The sequence below is a fragment of the Rhizobium sp. CCGE 510 genome, from assembly GCF_000292525.1.
GTDB lineage: Bacteria > Pseudomonadota > Alphaproteobacteria > Rhizobiales > Rhizobiaceae > Rhizobium.
In genome coordinates, this window is record NZ_AEYF01000055.1 from 198,107 (window position 1) to 221,659 (window position 23,553).

20 protein-coding genes are annotated in these 23,553 nt (G+C 62.3%); 10 read left to right on the plus strand and 10 right to left on the minus strand.

Annotated elements, in window-relative coordinates; translation table 11 throughout:
* Window position 1: 1 nt before the first annotated feature.
* The 8 genes from RCCGE510_RS31800 to RCCGE510_RS31835 all read right to left on the minus strand — a co-directional run bounded on the left by RCCGE510_RS31800 (window position 2) and on the right by RCCGE510_RS31835 (window position 9,114).
* On the minus strand, window positions 2-784 hold the full coding sequence (locus tag RCCGE510_RS31800; RefSeq protein WP_007637340.1) for a dipeptide/oligopeptide/nickel ABC transporter ATP-binding protein: 783 nt from the start codon (window positions 782-784) through the stop codon (window positions 2-4).
* Complete coding sequence (locus RCCGE510_RS31805) at window positions 781-1,569, minus strand: ABC transporter ATP-binding protein (protein WP_007637341.1); 789 nt, start codon at window positions 1,567-1,569, stop codon at window positions 781-783. The genes RCCGE510_RS31800 and RCCGE510_RS31805 overlap by 4 nt, the downstream gene beginning before the upstream one ends.
* Complete coding sequence (locus RCCGE510_RS31810; RefSeq protein WP_007637342.1) at window positions 1,566-2,399, minus strand: ABC transporter permease; 834 nt, start codon at window positions 2,397-2,399, stop codon at window positions 1,566-1,568. The genes RCCGE510_RS31805 and RCCGE510_RS31810 overlap by 4 nt, the downstream gene beginning before the upstream one ends.
* A complete protein-coding gene (locus RCCGE510_RS31815; protein ID WP_007637343.1) occupies window positions 2,396-3,385 on the minus strand; it encodes an ABC transporter permease in 990 nt (329 codons plus the stop codon). Before RCCGE510_RS31815 ends, RCCGE510_RS31810 begins: the two co-directional genes overlap by 4 nt.
* A gap of 40 nt (window positions 3,386-3,425) precedes the next feature.
* Window positions 3,426-5,036, minus strand: coding sequence for an ABC transporter substrate-binding protein (locus RCCGE510_RS31820; RefSeq protein ID WP_007637345.1), 1,611 nt, complete (start codon window positions 5,034-5,036; stop codon window positions 3,426-3,428).
* 123 nt (window positions 5,037-5,159) lie between these two features.
* Window positions 5,160-6,557 carry an LLM class flavin-dependent oxidoreductase gene (locus tag RCCGE510_RS31825; RefSeq protein ID WP_007637347.1) on the minus strand — a complete coding sequence of 466 codons (1,398 nt, stop codon included), beginning with the start codon at window positions 6,555-6,557 and terminating at the stop codon, window positions 5,160-5,162.
* A gap of 17 nt (window positions 6,558-6,574) precedes the next feature.
* The gene (locus tag RCCGE510_RS31830; RefSeq protein ID WP_007637349.1) at window positions 6,575-7,633 is read right to left on the minus strand and encodes an ABC transporter permease; all 1,059 of its coding nucleotides are present in this window, start codon (window positions 7,631-7,633) and stop codon (window positions 6,575-6,577) included.
* Window positions 7,630-9,114 (minus strand): sugar ABC transporter ATP-binding protein, encoded by a 1,485-nt coding sequence (locus RCCGE510_RS31835; protein WP_007637351.1) that lies wholly within the window; start codon window positions 9,112-9,114, stop codon window positions 7,630-7,632. The genes RCCGE510_RS31830 and RCCGE510_RS31835 overlap by 4 nt, the downstream gene beginning before the upstream one ends.
* A gap of 230 nt (window positions 9,115-9,344) precedes the next feature.
* Between RCCGE510_RS31835 and RCCGE510_RS31840 the strand changes: the two genes are divergently transcribed.
* Together RCCGE510_RS31840 and RCCGE510_RS31845 are read left to right on the plus strand one after the other, a co-directional pair.
* Window positions 9,345-10,391: a substrate-binding domain-containing protein gene (locus RCCGE510_RS31840; protein ID WP_007637354.1), complete on the plus strand. Its 1,047-nt coding sequence runs from the start codon at window positions 9,345-9,347 to the stop codon at window positions 10,389-10,391.
* A gap of 78 nt (window positions 10,392-10,469) precedes the next feature.
* Window positions 10,470-11,678, plus strand: a complete 1,209-nt coding sequence (locus RCCGE510_RS31845; RefSeq protein WP_007637355.1) for an acyl-CoA dehydrogenase family protein — start codon at window positions 10,470-10,472, stop codon at window positions 11,676-11,678.
* Between the two features lie 78 nt (window positions 11,679-11,756).
* Here the strand turns inward: RCCGE510_RS31845 and RCCGE510_RS31850 are convergent, their stop codons facing one another.
* Entirely contained in the window at window positions 11,757-12,974 is a 1,218-nt protein-coding gene (locus RCCGE510_RS31850) for an SfnB family sulfur acquisition oxidoreductase (RefSeq protein ID WP_007637359.1), read from the minus strand.
* Between the two features lie 322 nt (window positions 12,975-13,296).
* Between RCCGE510_RS31850 and RCCGE510_RS31855 the strand changes: the two genes are divergently transcribed.
* Window positions 13,297-14,634 carry an LLM class flavin-dependent oxidoreductase gene (locus RCCGE510_RS31855; protein WP_007637360.1) on the plus strand — a complete coding sequence of 446 codons (1,338 nt, stop codon included), beginning with the start codon at window positions 13,297-13,299 and terminating at the stop codon, window positions 14,632-14,634.
* 66 nt (window positions 14,635-14,700) lie between these two features.
* Here the strand turns inward: RCCGE510_RS31855 and RCCGE510_RS31860 are convergent, their stop codons facing one another.
* Window positions 14,701-15,795, minus strand: coding sequence for a substrate-binding domain-containing protein (locus RCCGE510_RS31860; RefSeq protein ID WP_007637363.1), 1,095 nt, complete (start codon window positions 15,793-15,795; stop codon window positions 14,701-14,703).
* A 214-nt stretch (window positions 15,796-16,009) separates the two neighbouring features.
* Between RCCGE510_RS31860 and RCCGE510_RS31865 the strand changes: the two genes are divergently transcribed.
* The 7 genes from RCCGE510_RS31865 (at window position 16,010) to RCCGE510_RS31895 (ending at window position 23,548) form a co-directional block, all read left to right on the plus strand.
* Complete coding sequence (locus tag RCCGE510_RS31865) at window positions 16,010-17,044, plus strand: Gfo/Idh/MocA family oxidoreductase (RefSeq protein ID WP_007637367.1); 1,035 nt, start codon at window positions 16,010-16,012, stop codon at window positions 17,042-17,044.
* Between the two features lie 11 nt (window positions 17,045-17,055).
* A complete protein-coding gene (locus RCCGE510_RS31870; RefSeq protein WP_007637368.1) occupies window positions 17,056-17,958 on the plus strand; it encodes a sugar phosphate isomerase/epimerase in 903 nt (300 codons plus the stop codon).
* Window positions 17,959-18,020: 62 nt separating this feature from the next.
* A complete protein-coding gene (locus RCCGE510_RS31875; RefSeq protein ID WP_007637371.1) occupies window positions 18,021-19,253 on the plus strand; it encodes a sugar ABC transporter substrate-binding protein in 1,233 nt (410 codons plus the stop codon).
* 222 nt (window positions 19,254-19,475) lie between these two features.
* Window positions 19,476-20,378 carry a sugar ABC transporter permease gene (locus tag RCCGE510_RS31880; protein ID WP_007637372.1) on the plus strand — a complete coding sequence of 301 codons (903 nt, stop codon included), beginning with the start codon at window positions 19,476-19,478 and terminating at the stop codon, window positions 20,376-20,378.
* Window positions 20,375-21,202, plus strand: coding sequence for a carbohydrate ABC transporter permease (locus tag RCCGE510_RS31885; protein ID WP_007637374.1), 828 nt, complete (start codon window positions 20,375-20,377; stop codon window positions 21,200-21,202). The genes RCCGE510_RS31880 and RCCGE510_RS31885 overlap by 4 nt, the downstream gene beginning before the upstream one ends.
* Window positions 21,199-22,269: an ABC transporter ATP-binding protein gene (locus RCCGE510_RS31890; protein WP_007637376.1), complete on the plus strand. Its 1,071-nt coding sequence runs from the start codon at window positions 21,199-21,201 to the stop codon at window positions 22,267-22,269. The genes RCCGE510_RS31885 and RCCGE510_RS31890 overlap by 4 nt, the downstream gene beginning before the upstream one ends.
* 256 nt (window positions 22,270-22,525) lie before the next feature.
* Window positions 22,526-23,548, plus strand: a complete 1,023-nt coding sequence (locus RCCGE510_RS31895; protein WP_007637377.1) for a LacI family DNA-binding transcriptional regulator — start codon at window positions 22,526-22,528, stop codon at window positions 23,546-23,548.
* Window positions 23,549-23,553: the final 5 nt, after the last annotated feature.

The following is a 23,553-nucleotide window of genomic DNA, read 5'->3' on the forward strand; positions in this document are numbered from 1 at the left end:
TTCAAGATGGATCGGTGACGAGACGGGGGACTGCGGCAACGAGCGCGCGGGCCGCATCGGATTGCGGCGCGCCAACAAGCGCCACTGCCGGGCCGATCTCGACGATCCGCCCGCCTTCCATGACGGCGATGCGATGGGAGACCGCACGGACGACGGCAAGATCGTGTGAAATGAACAGACAGGCAATGCCCTGTTCTCTCTGCAGATCGACCAGAAGCTCGAGGATCCTACCGCGCACGGTGACGTCGAGCGCCGAGACCGCCTCGTCGAGCACGAGCAACGAGGGTCGTGTCGCAATCGCCCTGGCGATTGCCACGCGCTGGCGCTGGCCGCCGGAGAGCGCACGGACCGGCCGGGCGGAATGATCGGCGGTGAGGCCGACACGTTCGAGAAGCATGGCGATCTCGCCGGGGCGCTGCTCTTTCGGGACGACGCCATGGATGCGTAGCGGATCATCGAGAACAGTGCCGACGCTCGCCAGCGGATTGAAGGCCGCCAGCGGATCCTGGAACACCATCTGCATGCGTGGCCGTCGGCGCCGCAATGACGCGCCGTCCAGCGCGAGCCAATTCTCCCCCTCGAAGCGGATCGAGCCGGCATCGGCGGGGAGAAGCCGCAGCAGGATGCGCGACAGCGTCGATTTCCCGCTTCCCGAGGCGCCGACGAGCCCGAGTGTTTCGCCGGCCGCAATCGTCAGCGACACGTTGTCGAGGGCGGCAACCTGACGCTCCGCGGAAGAAAAACCTTTTGACAGGTTTTCGACAGACAGCAGCATATCATTCAAGACGGCACCTCCGCGATCAGCGGTGGTGTCGCGAGATCTCGGTGGCTGGCGATGAGGGCAGCGGTATAGCCGCTTTTCGGCGTCGAAAGTACTGAACGGACCGGTCCCACCTCGACCAGCCGCGCCTCGCGGAAAACGGCGATGCGATCGACAAAGCCGGAGGCAAGGGCGATGTCGTGGGTGATAAAGAGCAGCGTCATACCATCCTCGCGAACCAGCCCGTCGAGCAGGCTGACGATCTCGGCCTGGACGACGACATCGAGCGCGCTGGTCGCTTCGTCTGCGATCAGCATCGCTGGTTTCGCGGCAATAGCTGCAGCGATCGCCACGCGCTGGCGCTGGCCGCCGGAAAGCTGGTGCGGAAAGGCCCGCATCGCCTTGTCGGGCTGCGCTATCCGCACCCGCCCAAGCAGTTCCTCGGCTCTGATATAGGCTTGCTTCCAGCTGAGGCCGAGATGACACCTGGCGCCTTCGGCGATCTGCTCGCCGACCGTCAGGACGGGATTGAGGCTCGCGCCCGGATCCTGGAAGACGAAGCCGAAATCGCGACCAGGGCGGGGCGGATGGCCAAGGCCGGGCCAAAAAATCTCGCCGCCGACTGTCGCTCCCTCCGGCAGCAGGCCGGCCAGCGCGCGGGCAAGCGTGCTCTTGCCGGAACCGCTTTCGCCGATAATCGCCAGCCTTTCGCCCGCAGCAATATCGAGATCGACACCGGCGAGCGCAGTCGCGCCGTTCCTGCCATAGGTGACCGAAAGTTGCCGCAGGCTGCAGAAAACGCCGCTCATGCCGCTCTCCTGCCGTCATCGCCAAGCGCCTTGCCGAGACCCTCGCTGAAGAGATGGACGCCGAGCACGGTGACGGCCAGTGCCGCGCCCGGTATGACGGAGAGATAGGAGGCCGAGCGCAGCACACTGCGGCCCTCGGCGATCATCGAGCCCCAGGTGGCGATATTCGGATTGCCAAGACCAAGAAAGGACAGTGCTGCCTCGGTGAGAATTGCGCCAGCGACGATAGTGGCGGAAAGCGCCAGCACCGGCGGCAACGCGTTCGGCAGAATTTCCCGAAAGGCGATCTCGGCCGGATGCATGCCGATTACCCTTGCAGAGGCGACGTAATCCTGCTCGCGGATCGCCAGCACCTGCGCTCTCGTCAACCGCGCTGGATCGGCCCATGTACCGAGCGCGATGGCAAGGACGACCACAGGCGTCGAGACCCCGATGGTGCTGACGAAGGCAAGCGCGAGCAGAAAGCCCGGCACGATCTGGAAAGCGTCGACCACGCGCATCAGCGCCTCGTCGACCAGCCCGCCGGCAAAACCGGCCGCCATGCCGACGCAGAGCCCGAGCAGCATCGCCGAAAACGCCGCAGCAAGGCCGACGGCCAGCGAGGTTCGCGCGCCATAGAGCAGGCCGGCCAGCACGTCGCGGCCGAGCCGGTCGGTACCGAGCGGAAAAGCCGGATCGGTAAAGGGCGGGAGCAGCGCCCGGCCGGCGATGCGCAGCGGATCGCCCGGCGAAATGATGGGTGCGAAGAGCCCGGCTAAAAGCAGAACGAGAAGGATCGCAAGCCCGATCACGCCTTCCGGCGAGCTGACGAGGCGGCGGAGACGGCTCATGCGCCGCCCTCCGAAGCGCCGATGCGCGGATCGAGCGTGGCGTAGACGAGATCGACGAGGAAATTGACTGAAATGACGAGGACGGCACTGGTAACGATGATGCCCATCAACAGGGGCGCATCGCGGCCGTTGACCGCTTCCTGCGCCAGCCGCCCGAAACCGGGAATAGCAAAGACGCTCTCGATCACCACGCTCCCGCCCAGCATGGCCGCCGATTGCAGCCCGAGCATGGTGACGAGCGGCAGCAGCGCATTGCGCGCCACGTGGCGCAGGACGATGCGGCTGCGCGACAGACCTTTGGCGCGGGCAAAGAGGACGAAATCCAGCTTCCAAGCCTCCACCATGCCGGCGCGCATCACCCGCAGAAACAAGGCGAGATAGATCAAGGCAAGTGCGCCGACCGGCAGGACTAGATGATCGGCAATATCGAGCGCGCGTGCAAATCCCGTCTTGCCGGAAGCGATCGTCTCTATACCGGCGATCGGAAACCAGCGCAGCTTCACCGAAAAGGCGATGCTCAGAACCAGGCCGAGCCAGAAGCTCGGAATGGCATAGACGATCAGCGAGCCGATCGACAGCAGCCGGTCCCGAAAGCTTCCCGGCCGGGCGCCGGCAAGGATGCCGAGCGCCGAGCCGAGGCCAAAGGAGAGCGCCGTCGCACTGCCCATCAACAGCAGCGTGTTGGGCAGGCGTTCGGCAATCAGTGCGCCGACCGGCCGGCCGAAGGCAATCGACCAGCCAAGATCGAAGCGTGCGAGCGAGGAAAGATAGAGCCAGAGCCGTGCGAGCACGGAGCGGTCGAGGCCGTAGCTCTCGCGCAGCGCCTGCCTGAGTACCGCATCGCCGCCGCCGATCGAGCCGAGATAGGCATCGACGGCATCGCCCGAGGCGGATTCGAGCAGAAAGAAGGTGAAGATCACCACGATCAGCAGCACCGGAATGCTGCTGATCGCCCTGCGCCTCAGGAGGATGATTGCACGTTTCACGCCGGACAGGGCCTCTGGAACAGAATTGCCGCCGATCCTATCATGACTGCAGCGCGGTATCGCCCCAGTTCGAAACGGCCCAGCGCGGATTGTCCGAGACGTTGAGCACGGTGTCGCGCGCAACGGTGATGAAGCCCCATTCCGCGACGTTGATCAGCGGCAGGTCGGCGACGACGAGTTGCTGGAACTTGCGGTAGAGATCGGTGCGCGCCGCCGTGTCGACGGTTTCGGAGGCCTGATGGATGATCTTATCGAGCTCCGGATTGACGTAACCGCCCTGGTTGGAAAAGGGCACACCATCCGGTGTGCCTGATTGAACGAGAATGGTGGTGGAGATCGCCGGATCGCCGCGGAAGACCGGCGGACCGACGGCAAGATCGAAATCGTGGTCGGTATAAACCGCCTTCTGGTGGGCGGCCGCATCGGCATTGACGATCTCGGCATCGATGCCGATCGCGGCGAGCGCCTGACGAAGATAATCGCCGAACTGGCGGGTCTCGTTGAAGTAGGGCGCCGGGCGAAGCTTCAGCTTGAAGCGGTTACCGTCCGCCCCTTTGGCGTAACCGGCTTTGTCGAGAATATCGTTGGCGGCGGCGGGGTTGAAATCATAGGTCGCGACATCGGATGTATAGAACTGCAGCGCATTCTTCGGCACCGGGCCTGTGGAGGCGGCGGCATAACCGAGGAAGATCGTGTCGACCACGAATTTCTTGTCGATCGCCTGGGCGATCGCCTGGCGGACCCGGAGATCGGCCAGCTCCTTGCGGCGGTGATTGATCTCGACGACGAGCTGGTAGGTCAGGGCCTCGTAGCCCTTCGAAATCACCTTGATACCGTCGACCTTGGAGATGCGGCCGAGATCGGCAAGCGGCACTGCCGAAAAGGCCGCAAGCTGGATTTCGTCGGCTTCGAGCGCCGCCCCCGCCGACGCGCGATCCGGCAGCACGCGGAAGACGATCTCGTCGAGTTTCGGCTGGTCCTGGTCCCAGTAATTCTCATTGCGCGTCAGCCGGTAATATTCACCGGGCTTGTATTCGGCAAACTTGAACGGACCGGTGCCGACGAGCGCGTTGTTGGCCGGATTGGTGGCGATATCGCTGCCGTCGAAGATGTGTTTGGCGACGACGCTGGTGACGACGGGCAGGGCATTGCGGATCAGCTGAAACGGCGTCGGTTTGGAGAAGCGGAAAATGGCAGTGTAATCATCGGGAGTATCGACGGCTTCGAGATTGGCGAAGACCAGGCGGCCGAGATTCTGCAGTGGCTTCCAGATATTGAGCGCGGAAAAGGCGACATCGACCGAGGTGAACGGCTTGCCGTCGTGCCAGGTGACGCCGTCGCGCAGCTTGAAGGTGACGGAAAGGCCGTCGGCCGAGCCCTCCCAGGAAGTGGCGAGGCGCGGCGAAAGCCCGTCCTTGGCGTCGAACGAGGCTTCGGCCAGCGGCTCGATCACCTTGCTGGCGACGAAAAAGACGCCGTTCGAGGCGACAATGGCAGGATTGAGATTCTTCGGCTCGGAATCTGCCGCAACGATCAGCCGGCCACCGGCGGGCGCCGTGTGCGCCAGCGCGTGGCGGGTAAGCGCCGTCGAAGCGAGGAGCAGGGCGGCGCCCTTCATCAGCGTGCGCCGCGAGACAGATGGTACGGTCATGACCCCTCCTGATCGATCAAATTTCGAGCGCCCATATTCAGGGCGAAATGCCAATTGGCATAGAGGTTAAATTCGAAATGGCCGGGCGTCGCGAGACATTTTTGTCACCCAGCCATTATTTGCTCAGCCGCTGGCGGCGAGACGCGTTGGCTCGCTAAAGAGAGTGCGATAGGTGGCACCCGGATGCGGCGCGACCAACCGCGGTCCCTCTCCCCCAAGTTTTTCGCGCAGCGTTCCTTCGGCATATTCTTTCTTGTAGACGCCGCGCTTCTGCAGTTCCGGCACCAGCAGGTCGACCGCGTCCTCGAAACTCTCGGGCGTCACCGCATAGGCAAGGTTGAAGCCGTCGACATCGGTGTCCTCGATCCATTCCTGCATAAGGTCGGCGACGGTCTGCGGCGAGCCGACGAAAACAGGGCCGAAACCGCCGACGCCGACCCAGTCGGCCATCTCGCGCACCGTCCATTCCTTGGTCGGATCGATGGTGGTGAAGGTCTCGACGGCCGACTGCACCGCATTGGTATGGCGGTGCCGCAGCACTTCGTCCGGCCCGAACTGGCTGAAATCAATGCCAGTCCAGCCGGAGATCAGTGTCAGTGCGCCCTCGAAGGAGGCGTATTTGCGGTATTCGTTGAACTTACGCTGCGCTTCCGCATCCGTTTCGCCGAGGATCACGGTCTGGAGATTGAAGGCGAGGATGTCGCGCGGGTTCCGGCCGGCGCGTTCGGCTGCCTCGCGGACATTGGCGACATAACGCTTCAGCACGGGCTTCGACGGAGAGGCGACAAAGATGCATTCGGCATGGGCGCCGGCGAAATCCTTGCCGCGGCTGGAGGCGCCGGCCTGGTAGAGCACCGGGGTGCGCTGCGGCGAGGGTTCGCTCAGGTGAATGCCGGGCACATTAAAATGTTTGCCGGAGTGGCGGATCGGGTGGACTTTGTCGGGATGGGTAAAGATGCCGCTTTCGCGGTCGCGGACCACGGCGCCGTCCTCCCAGCTGCCCTCCCAGAGTTTGTAGCAGACCTCAAGATATTCCTCGGCGAGGGCGTAGCGATCGTCATGTCCCGTCTGCGCCGCCTGACCTATATTGAGCGCGCCGCTGTTGAGATAGGAGGTGACGATATTCCAACCGACACGGCCCTTGGTCAGGTGGTCGAGCGTCGAGATGCGGCGGGCGAAAGTGTAGGGATGCTCGAAGGAGAGCGACGCGGTTAGGCCGAAGCCGAGGTGCTCGGTCTCGTAAGCCATCGTCGGAATAAGCTGTAGCGGATCGTTGACTGGCACCTGCGCCGAATGGCGAAGGGCGGCATCGACATTGCCGTGCAGCACGTCGTAGACGCCAAGCACGTCGGCGATGAACAGCCCGTCGAACTTGCCGCGCTCTAGCGTCTTTGCCAGATGCACCCAATAATCGAGATCCTTGTATGTCCAGGATTTGTCGCGTGGATGACGCCAGAGCCCCGGCGACTGGTGTCCGACGCAATTCATATCGAAGGCGTTCAGCCTGATTTCGCGAGTCATGTCATTCTTCCTTGGAATTAAGGATTGCTGCGGCCGAGGCCGTAGGTCAGAGCTAAGGCTCCGACGAGCACGGCGCCCTTGACGAAATCCTGAGTGTAATAGGGGGCATTCAACATGGTGAGGCCGTTCAGCAGCACGCCGACAAAGACGGCCCCGGCAATGGTGCCGAGCACGTTCGGGCGGCGAAGATTGAGGACAGCAAAGCCGATCAACGCCGCTGCGACCGAATCCATCAGCAGCGAGCCACCGGAGGAGACATCGCCACGCCCGACGCGGGCGGCAATCACGATGCCGCCGAGCGATGCCAGCGTGCCGGACAGGACATAGGCGAGCGTCTTCAGTCTAACTGTCGAAGCTCCGGCAAGCCGGGTCGCGACCTCGTTGCCGCCTGTTGCAAACAGCAGCCGGCCGATGCGGGTGCGCTCAGTGAGGATGAAGAGCACGACCGCGACCGCCGCCATCAGCACCACGGCAACAGGCAGGGTGCCGAGGATGCTGTAGCGGCCGATCAGTAGAAAGGTCGGGTCGTAAGCGCCGGTCGCCTTCGAGCCGTCAGGCAAAGTGAGGCCGGCCGAGATCGAGCGCCCGGCTGTGGGTATCAGCTGCAGGCCGGAGAGCAGGAACATCATCGCCAGCGTCGCCAGCAGATCCGGCACTTTCAGACGAACGATGAGGACGGCGTTGACGAGGCCGACCAGCGCGCCGAAGGCAAGCACCAGCGGCACCGTTGCATAGGCGTCGAGGCCCCAGACGATCATCGCGTAGCTCGCAGCCATCACGCTCGATGCGGCGACCGCGCCGATCGACAGGTCGAAGCCGCCGACGGCAAGCGTCACGGTGACGCCGGCGCCGAGGATGGCGACGACCGACACCGCCTGCAGGATGCTCATTAGATTGGCGATATTGATGAAGGCGGGCTCGGCGATGGTGAAGCCGATGACGAGAGCCGCAAGCAGGATGAACACCGCGCCGGCGCGGAGAAACGCCCCAAAGGCTGCAAGGCGGCCGCTATCGCGTTGCGATGCCTCTGGTCGAGTGCCTGCCCGTGAAAGAGCGTCGTCGTCAATCGTCGTCATGCGGATATTCCCTGAATGGCGGAAGGAGCGGCAATTCCGCCTGCGGCGGGTGCCAGCACGTGGCGGTCGATGACCAGGATGCGGTCGGCCACCTCATAGGCTTCCTCCGGGTCGGAGGTCGCAATCAGCGTCGCCCGGTCGGTACGGGCGCGGATTGTCCGGATGATGTCGTGCCGGGCGCCGACGTCGACGCCCTGGAAGGGTTCGTCGAGCAGCAGAAGCCGGCTCGGTTCCGCCTCCCAACGTGCAATCACCGCCTTCTGCTGGTTGCCGCCGGAGAGCGACCAGATCGAAGCGAGCGGCCCCGGGGCCTTGATGCCGAGACGGGTGATGGCCTGCTCGGCCTCGCGGCGCTCGCGCCCGCCGACGAGGAAGCCATGCGGATACCATTTGGCAAGATGCGGCAGGCTGATCGTCGCCGACAGCGAATGGCCGGGCCATGCCGGCGGCATCAGCGAGGAACGATGGCGGTCTTCGGCGGCCATGGCGACACCTGCCGCAATTGCATCAGCCGGGCTTTTCGGCCCGTACGGCCGGCCATCGAGAAACATTGTACCGCCGGCAAGCGCCCTCACACCGAAGATCGCCTGGAGCAGCCGGCTCTTGCCGGCGCCGAGCACGCCGGTCACCGCGACCACCTCGCCTTCATGCAAAGACAGATCGAAGGGTGCGCCTGTCGGCAGCAGGCTGACATCGCGCATTTCGAAAATCTTCGGGCCGCTTGCGGGCCGTGCATCCGGCCGGGCCGCATCCAGCCTGCGGCCGATCATCGTCTCGATGGCGCTCGGAAAATCGATCGGCCGCGAGAAGGTGCCGACGACGCGGCCGCCGCGCATGACGAGCGCGCGGTCGGCAATCGCTTCGAGATCGGCGGTGCGATGCGATATGTAAAGGATTGCCAGTCCCCTCTGGCGAAGGCTCAGCAGAATGTCAAAGAGACGGCGGCTTTCCTCTCCGGAAAGGCTTGCCGTTGGCTCGTCGAGAATGAGGAGATCGGCGCGGTTGGCTAGCGCCCGTGCAATCGCCACCAATTGCCGGTCGGCGCTGGTGAGGTCGCCGAAATCACGGTCGAGCGGCAGGGTGAAGCCAGCAGCATCGAGTATCGCCTGCGCCGCACGACGGATGCCCGCGCGTGAGACGAAGAAAGGCGTGCTGCGATCGGCGAAACGGTTGAGAAGCAGGACGTCGGCAACGGTCAAGCCGGTCGCGCCGACCAGATCCGTCGACTGATGCACGGTGACGATACCGGCCCGTGCCGCTTCCGCAGGGCTGCGCGGCGCGAAAAGACGGCCATCGAGACGGACCGTGCCATCATCGGCCGGGAGTACGCCGGAAAGGATCTTGACCAGCGTCGACTTGCCCGCACCGTTTGCGCCCATCAGCGCCACGATCTCGCCGCGATCGATCACAAGATCGGCGCCGACAAGCGCCCGCGTCGAGCCGAAGCTGCGGCTGATATTTTCAATGTGAAGAAGCGGCATCGACAAGATCCGGGACTGCGTTTGTATCGGGAGTGTGCCTCGTTCGGGCGGTCGAATTCCAGGCACGCATTTCCCCGCCGGACGCTGCCGGGGAAACAAAGAATCTCCCGCAGCCCGCAAAATCGGATCATTTAATCTACTAAAAAGATAGAGATTATATCTAATAACTTGACGCGTCGCGGGGTTCTGCCTGTCAGACGACGCCTCTTATTGTTAAAAGGAACGCGACGATGAAATCCCTCGCACGGCTCGCACTGTCTGCCGCCGTCATTCCGTTCATTTTCATTCAAGGCGCAAAGGCCGACGGCCTGTCCGGTGCGCCGGCTCCCTTCGACAAGGGCGGCGTCAAGGTGGCGTTGATCAGCTACATCTCGGCCGGCGATTTCTTCCAGGCCTATCAGGCGGGCGCCGAGGCCCAAGCCAAGGCACTCGATATCGACCTGCGCATCTTCCCCGGACGGCAGGATGCCGCCGAGCAGCGCGAGCAGATCCTGCAGGCGATCAACCTCGGCGTCTCCGGCATCGTCATCGACCACGGCTTGCCGGAATCGCTTAGCGACGTCGTGCAACAGGCGCTCGACAAGGGCATCAAGGTCGTGGCTTTCGACGTCAACCTCAACAACCCCAAAATCCCGCAGGTGGAGCAGAGCGACCACGAGCTTGCCTCGCTGGCGCTCGAGCAGGTGGTGAAGGACAACGGCAACAGCTTCAACGCCGGTTACGTCTATGTCGCGGGCTTTGCGCCCCTCGACCGCCGCAACGAGGTCTGGGACAAGTTCAAGTCGGACAACAAAGGCGTGGTCGAAAAAGCCCGCTTCGGCAATGTCAGCGACACGACGGCAACCTCGACCGCCGACCAGGCGAAGGCCGCGCTTACTGCCAATCCCGATATATCGGTCGTCTTTGCCCCCTATGACGAATTCGCCCGCGGCGTAAAACTCGCCGCCAACGACCTCGGCATCGCAAGCAAGCTCAAGATCTATTCGGCCGATGTCTCGACGGCCGATATCCAGGAAATCACCGAGGAAGGCAGCCCGTGGGTTGCGACGGTCGCCACCAATCCGGCCGTGGTCGGCGCCGTATCGATCCGCGCCGCCGCTCTCGAAATCGCCGGCCAGACGGTTCCCCATCAGATTACCGTGAAGCCAACGCTTCTGACGCAGGAGAGCCTTCGCGCCGCCGGCGTCAAGACGATCGAGGAGCTGGCAGAAAAGGTTCCCGCCTTCAGCACGAGCGATGCGGTGACCGCCAGCTGGATCCCGGACAAGCTGTTCTAAGGCTTTTCACTTGATCCTTCCGGCGGTGAGCCTACGGCTTCCGCCGGAACATTCCTTTGGAGATTTGGAGTTCCGCCCATGAGCCAGTCCAATGTCGTCTTCGCGGCCCCCCGCAACCCGACGCGAGAAGACCTCTTTGCCCGTGCCGAGACGATCTCGGCCGACCTTTCCCGGCGCGCCGCCGAACTCGACCGCGACGGCCGTCCGCCGCTTGCCGAGATCGTCAAGTTGAAGAATGCCGGCCTGCTCAATGCGCTGCATCCGATAGAGATCGGCGGCGGCGGCCTCGATTGGGTCGACGGACTGCGGCTGGTGCGTATTCTCGCCCGCGGCGAAAGCTCGATCGGCCAGCTGCTCGGCTACCACTATGTCAATAGCCAGTATATCTACTGGGCACTCGATGCGGCGCGCGCCCAGGCGCTCGGCAACGAGACGGTGGCGAAGAACCTCTATTGGGGCGCGGCCGTCAACCCGCGCGACCCCGGGCTGGTGCTGACCCGCCGCGGCAACGGCTATGTGCTGAACGGCCGCAAATCCTTCTCCACGGCGGCGCGGGTCTCGGACTATATCAACGCCAACGCCACGCTCGATGACAAGATTGCCGGTTTCGTCGTGCCGACCAACCGTCCGGGCTACGTCGCCAACGACGATTGGGACAATATCGGCCAGCGCCTGTCCGACAGCGGCAGCGTCGAATTCCACGACTTCCCCGTCTACGAGGAGGATTTGGTCGGTGCGCCCGCTGCAGCCGATGTGGCGCCGCCGGTGCTGTCGACATTCAATACGCCGCTCATTCAGTTGGTCTTCGTCAACTTCTATCTCGGCACCGCCGAAGGCGCGCTGCAGGCAGCCGTCGATTACGTCAGAACTACGACTCGGCCGTGGATCACCTCTGGCGTCGAGCGGGCGGCCGACGATCCCTATATCCTCGAACGCGTCGGCGAATTCACGGCGGCGCTGAAGGCCTCGGCGGCCCTTGCCGACAACGCTGCATCAGCCGTGCAGGCGGGCCTTGGCCGCGGCCGCGATGTGACGGCGCGCGAGCGCGGCGAGGCGGCGGCGGAAGCCTATGCCGCCAAGGTCCACGCCACTCATGTGTCGCTCGACATCACGTCGCGCGTCTTCGAACTGACGGGCGCGCGCTCGACAGCCGACAAATTCCGCTTCGACCGGTTCTGGCGCAATGTCCGCACCCACACGCTGCATGACCCGGTCTTCTACAAGGCCAAGGAAGTCGGTGAATTCGTGCTGAACGACAAGATACCGGAGGTCAGCCTCTATAGCTGAGACGGTCGTCTTCCATCGACGCAAAAGCCCCACCGCCAACTCTGGCGGTGGGGCTTTCGTTTGCAAGCAACGGAGATTTCAGAGCGCGCCGTTTTTCGGCGGCGTCACGCCGTTCAGATGGTAGTTGCCGACGACATGGTATTTCCAGCGCACCGGATCGTGCAGCGTATGGGTGCGGGCATTGCGCCAGTGGCGGTCGAGATTGAGTCCGGCTTGTACCGACGAGGTTCCGGCAAGCTCGAAGAGCGTATTTGCCGCCTCGATCGCCACCTCCGTGGTCAGCACCTTCGCTGCAGCGACCGCAAGCGTCGCTGCAATCACCTTTTCCTCCGTCGTCTCGACCTGCGCGGCATCGACCTTGTGGCCGGCGCGCTCGACAAGGGCCGTTGCAGCTTCGAGCCGTATGGCGATCTGACCGACCTTGGCAATCGTCAGCGGATCGTCGGAAGCGCGCTCAAGGCCGCTATCCATCCAGGGTCGCGATTTCGTCCTGACGAACTCCAGCGTCTCGGCAAAGGCCGCCCTTGCAATACCGAGATCGACGCCGGCATGAATGATCTGACCGACAGAGCCGATCGTCGTCGGCCGCTCGAACCCCTTGTGATGGAAGACGACGGAATCGGCGCTGACATAGACATTGTCGAGGATCGTCGTGCCGCTGCCGGTGGTGCGCTGACCGAAACCGTCCCAGTCGTCGACGATCTCGACGCCTTCGGTGCCCTTCGGCACGAAGGCCATGGTCAGGCGGTCGTCGCCATCGAGCGCAAAGACCGTGATCCAGTCGGCGAAGAGGACGCCGGTCGAATAGAATTTGCGGCCGTTGATCCGGTAGCCCGGGCCGTCGCGGATGATGCGCGTGTTGTAATGTCCGACCGTCTTGGTGCCGCGTTCGGAAAGCGCATTGCCGAAACGGTCGCCGGCCAGCACCCGGCCGAAGAAATAACGCTGCTGCTCCTCGCCGCCATCGGTTCTCAGCGCCTCGAGAATATAGAAATGGTTTTGCGGGATCTGACCGATCGAACCGTCCGCCTCCGACAGGATCGCGGTGATCTCGGCAAGCACGGCGTTGGAGACGTCGAGCCCGCCATATTGCGCGGGCACGGTGATCGCCAGGAGGCCGGACTGGGCGAGCAGATCGAGTTCGGCGAAAGGCAGAATCCGGTCGGCGTCGCGCGCGGCGGCCCGTGCGGCAAATTGTGCCGCCAGCTTGCGGGCAACTGCGATCGCCTCGTCGTCACTGTCGATACGGTCGGCCACCGGCCGGATCTGGTCTGCTTGCCTCAAAACGGTATTCATCGATGTCTCCAATTCTGACGAGCCTATCGGTGAAAGAAATCGAGCGCGGAGATAAGAGTACAAATTCTATAGATGTGATAGAAAATAAAAAGTGTTTGCTTATTGGCACTCGGTCGCCGCCCTGATTAATGTTCCAGTCGGGTTCGCGCGAAAACGCGGCCGGAGTAGCAATAAAATTACCCCCGGAAATTACCGCGGCCGGCCTCGATTTGAATTCGGCTACCTCCTACTTAAACCGATATCCGATGCTTCACCGCAATCACCGAAGCAAACCGCCCAATGCGGGGCAGGCGGCCGCCTTGCCCGATCCATGAGGAAAATCATGACTCGTCCACGGCAGTTGCGCCTCGGCGCCTTCATGCGTCCCGTCAGTCTGCATACCGGCGCATGGCGTTATCCCGGTTCCTATCCCGACGCCAATTTCAGTTTCGCCCATCTGAAGTCCTTCGCTCACGCGCTGGAACGGGCAAAATTCGACGCCTTCTTCATGGCTGATCATCTTGCCGTGCTCAACATGCCGGTCGAGGCGCTCAGGCGCAGCCACACCGTCACCTCCTTCGAGCCCTTCACGCTGCTCTCGGCGCTGGCGGCGGTGACGGAGCGCATCGGTCTCGTCGCCACTGCTTCCACCACATTCGACGAGCCCTATCACATCGCCCGCCGTTTCGCCTCGCTCGACCACATCAGCGGCGGTCGCGCCGGCTGGAATATCGTCACCACGTCGAACCCCGACGCGGCGCTCAATTTCGGCCTCGACGAACATGTGGAACATGGCGAGCGGTATCATCGCGCTCGGGAATTCTACGATGTCGTGACCGGGCTCTGGGACAGTTTCGCCGACGATGCCTTCATCCGCGACCGGGAAAGCGGCCTGTTCTTCGATCCTGATAAGATGCATGTGCTCGGCCACAGGGGCGAGGAACTCAGCGTGCGTGGGCCGCTCAATATTGCCCGCCCGCCGCAGGGCTGGCCTGTCATCGTCCAGGCCGGCCAGTCGGATCCCGGCCGCCAGCTTGCCGCCGAGACCGCCGAGATGGTCTTCTGTTCACCGCGTGATCTTGCCGCCGGCAAGGCGCTCTATGACGATATCAAGGGCCGCATGGCAGCTATCGGCCGCAACCGCGACCACCTGAAGATCCTACCCGCCGCCTTCGTGATCGTCGGCGACAGCATCGACGAGGCACGCGCCAAACGCGCCACCCTCGACAGCCTGGTGCATTACGACAGCGCCATTGCCTCGCTTTCGATCGCGCTCGGCCATGACGCTTCCGGCTTCGATCCCGATGCACCGCTGCCCACCGATATTCCAGACACCAATGCCAGCAAGACCGGCCGCGCACAGGTGCTGAGACTTGCGGCGGAAGAAAATCTGACCGTGCGGCAGCTGGCGCAACGCTATGGCGGTTACGCCGGCCTTGCCTTCGTCGGTACGCCGTCCAGCATCGCCGGCGAGATGGAGCGCTGGCTGGAAGAGGAAGGTTCGGACGGCTTCAATATCGTCTTCCCCTATTTGCCGCAGGGACTCCTCGACGTCACCGACCGGTTGGTTCCCGAGTTGCAGCGCCGCGGCCTATTCCGCAGCGAATACGAAGGCACAACGCTGCGCGAGCATCTCGGCTTGCCCCGGCCGGAGAACCGGTTCTTCACGGCCAGCGCATGAGGCGTCGCTGGAGGCCACTCGACCCTTCGCGCGGCGGAAACGATTCGGTGTCGACCAGCAGTACCATCAGAACTCGACGGTCCTGTTGTCGAAGCTCAAGCGCTGGGGCTCGAATTGCTTTTCGCCTATCCTGGGATCGAACAGGTCACTTTCGCCCACGATCAGTTCGAGGGGCCAGATGATGTTGCGGCCGTCACCTGGATAGAAATCTTGATAGGCCGGCATGTTGGCGAGAAGCGTCCGGCCGAGTTCGACGCCGAGATCGTAAAGCGACATGCGGAAACAGCTGAGCGACGGCTGCAGGAACCTTGCGCGCGGGGCGTCACGGAAGCCGATCACCGCAAGGTCGCGGCCCGGCATGACGCCCGATTCCATCAGGCGGCGGTAAAGACCGATCGCCATCAGCTCATAAATGAGGATGACAGCCGTCGGCCGCTCTTCGAGCAGAAGCAGTTCATGGGCTGCCTGATAGCCGCCCTGTTCGCTCGATTTAACGCGGATGACGAGCGCCGGATCAAAAGGAATATCGTGCCGCTCGAGCGCGCGGCGATAACCATCGAGAAAGACATATCCGAGATTGACCTCACTCGACGGCGCAGTGATCGCAATCCGGCGATGGCCGCGCGCGATCAGCCGTTCGATGGCACGGTTGGCGACACCTTCGAAATCGAGATCGATCCATGCGGAGTGGCTTGCCGAAAGGCTGCGGCCGAGCGCGACAAAGGGGATCTTTGCGCGCGCGAGAAGGTCGATGCGCCGGTCGATGCGCTGGGTTTCCGAGATGATCATCGCGTCGACGATGCGCCGCGCCACCATGCGCTTGAGATATTCATGCGGATCCTCATCACTGGGGCAGGGCAGCATGATAAGGTCGAGCTTGTGGCGGGCAAAGACGCTCTGTAAGCCGCTGGTGACGCCGAGGAAGAAGTTGTCGGCATTTTCGACCGCCTCGGTGCTGGATTCGATCATCAACCCGATAACCTTCGTCTCCCCTTGCCTGAGGCTCCGTCCCGACTGGTTGGCGACGTAGCCGAGTTCCTCGGCTGCTGCCAGCACGCGCCGCCGCGTTTCCTCGTTGACATCGGACTTTCCATTCAGCGCCCGGGAGACCGTGCCGATCGAAATATCCAACTGTTCGGCAAGCTCGCGAATGCCCGTCATCGCTGTTGATTGTCCCTAGAGCATGACGCCGAAAACTCTGCGCGGTTTTCGGACGACATCCTGCTCTCCTTCTCTGATTTAGATCCATTCGGATCTAGGTCCGAAATTTCGCATTTGGCGTCTATTGACATCGCAAAGTGTTTCCGCCACCATTCGTAAACGTTTACGGAGTGCGTGTCACGAGGAGAGTTGGCGCCATTCCCTGGAGGAAATCGTGAAATTTAGTGCCATTCTGTGCGGGTGCGGAGCTATGTCAAAAGGTTGGTTGCGCGCCATCGCTTCCAACCCTCAACTGGCCGAATCCATAGCCATCGTCGGCCTCGTCGATCTCAACCGGGAGACGGCGGAAAAGCTCGCCGCCGAGTTCGGACTTAAGGGCGCTGTGATCGGTTCGGACCTGTCTGAGGTCATCGCTGCGACCAAGGCCGATCTGGTCTTCGACATCGTCATTCCATCCGCCCGTTACGATGTCGTTTCGACGGCGCTCAAGGCCGGCTGCCATGTGCTGAGCGAAAAGCCGATGGCCGCGTCACTCGCCGAAGGGGCTGCGCTGATCGATCTCGCCGCAGAAACGGGCCGCATCCATGCGGTCATCCAAAACCGCCGTTTTATCTCGGGCATCAGGCGCCTGCGCCGCTTCGTCGACAGCGGCGCGATCGGCGAGCTCACCGGAATCCATTGCGACTTCTTCCTGGCGCCGCATTTCGGTGGCTTCCGCGAGGAAATGGGCAATGTCCTGCTTCTCGACATGGCGATCCACACGTTCGATGCCGCCCGTTACGTTGCCGACAGGAAGCCGCTCGCTGTCTATTGCGTCGAGCGCAATCCGAAGGGGTCGTGGTACCGGCACGGCGCTTCGGCCAATGCTATCTTCGAATTTTCCGACGATATCGTCTTTACCTATCGCGGCTCCTGGTGCGCCGAAGGCGAGCGCACCAGCTGGGAAAGCCAGTGGCGCCTCGTCGGCTCGAAGGGAATGCTCGCCTGGGATGGCGAAGAGAGTTTCAAGGCGACCATCGCCGGCGAAGAGCCAGGCCTTTTACGTGGGCACGCTGCCGTAAACGTTCCCGGTCCGGAGCATGACGAGGAAACCCACGGCCACGCCAGCGTCATCGCCGATTTCATGGGGGCGATCCGCACCGGCAAACGGCCCGAAACGGTCAACTCCGACAATATCAGAAGCCTCGCCATGGTCTTCGGTGCGATCGAAAGCGCCAAGACCGGCAAGCGCATCGAAATTTCAGCATAGGATCAAGTGACGTGAGCAACCCTGCAAAATCCATTCGCATCGGCACCATGGTCAGCGGCAATAAGGGCGATACCGCCCAGCGCATCGGCGAGATCGCCGACATGGGCTTCGAAAGCTTCGAACCCTTCTTCTGGCAGACGACCAAAGGCCAGGACCTTTCCGAGCTCGGCAAGCGCTGCCTCGATACGATCGGTGACCGCGACATCACCATCTCGACGCTCGGCATGTTCGGCAATCCGCTGGAAGAGACAGCAATCGACTTGGAGACGCTGCAGGGCTGGAAAGACTGCATCGACAATGCCCATCATTTCGGCGCATCTTGCGTTGCCGGCTTCACCGGCCGCATCCGCGGCAAACCGCTGACCGACAGCCTGGCTCGCTACAAGCAGATCTGGAGCGAGCTCGCCAAACGGGCGGCCGACAAAGGCATCAAGATCGCCTTCGAGAATTGCGCCATGGACGGCAACTGGGCAAGCGGCGACTGGAACATCGCCCACAATCCCGATGCCTGGGAACTGATGTTCAACGAGACGCCGGACGACAATATCGGGCTGGAATGGGAACCGTGCCATCAGATGGTCTATCTGATCGACCCGTTGCCGCAGATCCGCAAATGGGCGCACAAGTTCTTCCACGTCCACGGCAAGGACGCGACCATCCGCTGGGAGGTCATCAAGGAACACGGAATCTTCGGCAAGGAGAAATTCGTCTTCATGCGCACGCCGGGCTTCGGCGACAGCAACTGGACCGACATCATTTCCGAGCTGCGCCTGGCCGGCTGGTCCGGTTCGATCGATATCGAAGGCTGGCACGACCCGGTCTATCGCGACGCGCTTGAAATGACCGGTCAGGTCTATGCGCTGAACCACCTCAAGCATGCCCGGGGCGGCGAATTCGTCGTCGACCCGGTCTGATGATATCGTTGCCGGCAAGGAGGAATTGCCGGAAACGGGGATAACCACAAAGGAGGAGAACCATGGCTATCCGTAAATATGCAATTCTCGGCGCTCTGGCGCTTGCAGGCGTCTCGCTGTTTGGCCTTTCGGCCAAGGCAGAGGACGTCACCCTGACGCTCTGGTCGCTGGATAAGGACACCCAGCCGGCGCCGAACCTCGTCAAGGAGTTCAACGCCCAGAACAACGGCATCAAGATCGAGTATCGGCTGATCCAGTTCGACGACGTCGTCACCGAGGCGATGCGCGCCTACGCCACCGGCCAGGCACCCGATATCATCGCCGTCGATAATCCGGAGCATGCGCTGTTCTCGTCGCGCGGCGCCTTCCTCGACCTTACCGACATGATCGCCAAGTCGACCGTCATCAAGCCGGATAATTATTTCCCCGGACCGCTGAAATCGGTGGAATGGGACGGCAAGTATTTCGGCGTGCCGAAGGCGACCAACACGATCGCGCTCTACTACAACAAGGACATGTTCAAGGCCAAGGGCCTCGACCCGAACAAGCCGCCGCAGACCTGGGATGAACTGGTCGAGGATGCGCGCAAGCTGACGGACCCCGCCAAGAACGTCTATGGTCTGGCCTTCTCGGCCAAGGCCAATGAGGAGGGCACCTTCCAGTTCCTTCCCTGGGCTCAGATGGGCGGCGGCAGCTATGAGCACATCAATGCCGACGGCGCGGTGAAGGCGCTCGGGATCTGGAAGACGATCATGGACGAGAAGCTCGCTTCTCCCGATACGTTGACACGCGGCCAGTGGGATTCGACCGGTACTTTCAACTCAGGCAATGCGGCAATGGTGATCTCGGGTCCCTGGGAACTCGACCGCATGACGCAGGAAGCGAAATTCGACTGGGGCGTCACCTTGCTTCCGGTTCCAAAGGAAGGGGCTGAACGTTCATCGGCCATGGGCGATTTCAACTGGGCGATCTTTGCCACCAGCAAGCATCCGGCCGAAGCCTTCAAGGCGCTCGAATATTTCGCCTCGCAGGACGACAAGATGTTCAAGAATTTCGGCCAGCTTCCGGCCCGTTCCGACATCTCGATCCCCGAGACCGGCCAGCCGCTGAAGGATGCCGCCCTCAAGGTGTTCCTCGAACAGCTGAAATACGCCAAGCCGCGCGGCCCGCATCCGCAATGGCCGAAGATCTCCAAGGCGATCCAGGACGCCATCCAGGCGGCGCTGACCGGCCAGATGAGCCCGAAGGACGCACTCGACCAGGCAGCCGACAAGATCAAGGCGGTACTTGGGTGAGGAACGGTTCGGCGCAGCCGAAGCAATCGATCCAGTAAATCGATTGCAGTGACGAACGCCCGGAGCGAAAGCGCAGGGCCGGGGGCGCCGCTGGCTCCCCCTTCTCCCCAGCGGGGAGAAGAGAATTCACCGATGGCACATGCCATCCAACTCTTTCCTCCCGGCAGGGGCCGTCTTCCGCATCATGCGCCAGGCGGCCCCGTTCGGAACATCGGAGGACGCATGAAGAGTATCCTGATGAGCGTCAGGGACGGCCGCGGTTTCGATATCGTGCTCGTCGCTTTCCCGCTCGGCTTTCTGTTCCTGATGGCGGGACTGCCGCTCATCTACAATGTGGTGATGAGTTTCCAGGAGGTCGACATGTTCAGCCTCGGGACCTTCTCGCGTCCTTTCGTCGGCTTCAAGAATTATACCGAACTCTTCGCGCAGCCGGAAACGCTGCCGATCCTCTATAACACCGTCATCTTCGTCACCGGCTCCATTGCCGGGCAATTCCTGATCGGCTTCGGCCTGGCGCTGTTCTTCTGGGTCAATTTTCCCGGCGCCTCGTGGATGCGCGGCCTGTTCCTCGTCTCCTGGGTGATGCCCGGTCTCGTCGTCGGCGCCATCTGGAATTGGATTCTCTCTGGTGATTTCGGCGTGCTGAATTTCATTCTCAAGGAAAGCGGCATTATCTCCAGCAATATTTTCTGGCGCTCGGACCCGCATTATTCGCTTTATGCAGTGATCATCGCCAATGTCTGGCTCGGCACCTCGTTCAACATGATCCTGCTTTCTGTCGGCCTTGCCGGCATTCCCGCCGATCTTTACGAAGCGGCCGAACTCGACGGCGCCAATGTCTGGCAGCGCTTCTGGACGATCACGCTGCCGATGATGCGCTCAACCATCGGCGCCATCATCTCGCTCGGCCTGATCTTCACCCTGCAGCAGTTCGATCTCTTTGCCGCGATCACCTCGGGCGGGCCGAACAATTCGTCGAACGTGACGCAATACTGGGCCTGGGATCTCTCCTTCCGGCAATACGACTTCGCCAAGGGCGCGACGATCTCCGTCATCATGATCGTCTTCGTCATGTTCGCGTCCGTCGTCTACGTCCGGTCCACACGCCACGAGGTGCGCGGATGATTACGACGAACCGCGACCGCCTGATGCTGGCGATATCGATCGTCATGGCGGCGATCTATCTCTTTCCCCTCTACTGGATGTACATCACCGCGCTGAAAAGCGGCTCGGAGATGTTTGCGACGCCGCCGAGCTTCTGGCCGGCAGTACCCCAATGGGGCACCTACGCCACTGTCTGGGAAAGCCGCGACATGGGCCGCTATCTCTGGAACTCGTTGGTCATCGCTCTCGGCTCCATGGCGCTCATCGCGCTGCTGGGGGTCGGTTGCGCCTATGTGCTCGCCAGATACCGCAATGTCTGGGTGGACATCGGTCTGTTCCTGATCCTGATGCTGCAGGTCCTGCCTGCCTCGCTGATGATCACGCCGATCTTCGTCGGCTTCTCGCAGATCGGCATGCTGTCCTATCCGCGGCTCGCCGTCATCATCGCGGTCGCGGCCAAGAGCATGCCCTTCTTCGTCATCCTGGTTCGCGCCACCTTCATGAGCGTTCCCCAGGAACTGGAGGAGGCGGCCCTCGTCGATGGCAATTCGCGCGTCGGCGCCTTTTTCAACATCGTGCTGCCGCTCGCCCGCAACGGCATTCTGGTCAGCGCCATCCTGATCTTCATGCAGGCCTTTGGCGAATTCGTCTATTCGAAATCGATGATCCAGGCGGTCGACCTTCAACCGGCAAGCGTCGGCCTCAATTCCTTCATGGGGCCGAACACCAACGAGTGGAACAACATCATGGCCTACGCCACGATGTATGTGACGCCGATCCTTGCCATCTTCGTTCTCTTGCAGCGCCGCATCGTATCCGGCCTCACCTCTGGAGCCCTCAAATGACCACGCAGATCGAGCTCAGAGGCGTCAATAAATATTACGGCGCCTTCCACGCCCTGAAGAACATCGACCTGTCGATTGCCAAGGGAACTTTCGTCGCGCTCGTCGGCCCTTCGGGCTGCGGCAAGTCCACGCTGCTGCGCTCGCTCGCCGGCCTCGAAAGCATCTCGACCGGCGACTTGAGGATCGCCGGCGAGTTGATGAACGGCGTGCCCCCACGCAAGCGCGATGTCGCCATGGTGTTTCAGTCTTATGCGCTTTATCCGCATATGACGGTGGAAGAGAACCTGACCTATAGCCTGCGCATCCGCGGCATTGCCAAGGCCGAGGCCAAGAAAGCGGCCGAGGACGTGGCGGCAACAACCGGTCTGTCGCATCTGCTGAAGCGCTATCCCCGCGAACTTTCCGGCGGCCAGCGCCAGCGCGTCGCCATGAGCCGCGCCATCATCCGCCATCCGAAGGCCTTCCTGTTCGACGAGCCGTTGTCCAATCTCGATGCGGCGCTGCGCGTCCACATGCGCAAGGAAATCCGATCGCTGCACGACCGGCTGAACGCAACCTTCGTCTACGTCACGCACGATCAGGTCGAAGCGATGACGATGGCCGACCATGTGGTGGTGATGCGTGACGGCATCATCGAACAGCAAGGCGCGCCGCTGGACCTCTACGACCGGCCGCTGAACCGGTTCGTCGCCGGCTTCATCGGCTCACCGGCCATGAATTTCATTCCGGCGATCGGCGCCGAAGACGGCAACAGCTTGATCCTGGATTTCGGCGCTGTGAAGCAGACGCTTGCGATCACCCGCGCCATCGAGCCGGGGCGCAAACTCGTCGCCGGCATCCGGCCGGAACATATCGGCGTCGTCGAGCCCGGGCATGGCAGTTTCGATGTGCCGATCGCCTTCGTCGAATCGACCGGATCGTCGACCTTCATCGTCGCGGAGACCCAGCCGGAACTGACGATCGTCGAGACGCGCCGCGACAGGGTGAAAACAGGAGATAGGATCGGGCTTTCGATCGATCCGGCCCAGATCCATCTCTTCGATGCATCGACGGACCACGTCATATAAAGGCAGCCACGCAGCCTGCTGGTTCGGATTTGTCATAAATCGAACGTGGGCGACAGCCTCGGGCAGGGTCTCGGACAGACCGCCCGAGGCTGGCTGCGCCACAAGCGCGTCCCGACGAACGTCTGAGCCGTCCGATCGAGCTCCGATCGGTTTATAGAAAAACACATCCCGCAGATTCATCGCTGTTGACAAAGACAAGCAATCGATATTGTCTTGTAAAGCGCTTTACTAAACCGCTTTACAATAGGTCCAGCCAATGGCCAAGGGAACGACACCAAGCTTGAAGGACGTTGCGGCCGCCGCCGGCGTGTCGGTCACGACCGTGTCGCGTTTCGTCAACGGCAGCCTCGATCTTCCCTTCCAGACCAAGAAGCGCATCGAAGATGCGATCAAGACGCTGAACTACCGGCCGAACCCGCATGCGCGCCGGCTGAGCCGGGGGCGCTCGGACACGATCGGTCTGGTCGTGCCCGATATCGCCAACCCTTTCTTCGCGACCCTCGTCGCCGCCGTCGAACAGGCGGCCGATGAAAAGAAGCTCGCCGTCTCGCTGCATGCCACGCTCAACCGGCCAGGGCGCGAGATCGAATATCTGCAGCTGATCGAGCGCAATCACGTCGACGGCCTGATCTTCGTCACCAATCACCCCGACGACGGCGCGCTTGCCACGCTGATCAACGGCACCGGCAAGGTCATCATCGTCGATGAGGACATTCCCGATTCGAAGGCGCCGAAGCTGTTCTGCGACAACGAGCAGGGCGGTTATCTCGCCGGCCGGCACCTGGCCGAGCAGGGCCATCGGCATGTGCTGTTCATCGGCGGCGACGAGCGTATGATCAGCGCCCGCAGACGTTATGACGGCCTGCTGAAGGCACTTAAGGAACGGCATGGCGAAATGGCCAGGGCCGATCGCTACGCCGGCGAATATACCATCGAATACGGCCGTGCAGCCGCGCTGGAATATCTCTCGGGAGACCGAAACGCGACGGCGATCTTCGCCAGCTCCGACGAGATCGCCATCGGCCTGGTCGAGGTCTTCAGAAGCCGGGGCGTCTCGATCCCTGCTGACATCTCGGTCATCGGCTTCGACGATGTCGGTCCGCTTCATCTTTTTGCACCGCCGCTGACCGCCATCCGTCAGCCGGTGCGTCAGATCGGAAGGCGGTCGCTGGAGCTGCTTCTGGAAACCAATTGGCACGAGTGGAAACCATCCGCTTCGGAGGAGCTGGTGCCTGTCGAAATCGTGGTACGGAACTCCGTTGCGCCGCCCGCGAAATAAGAAAA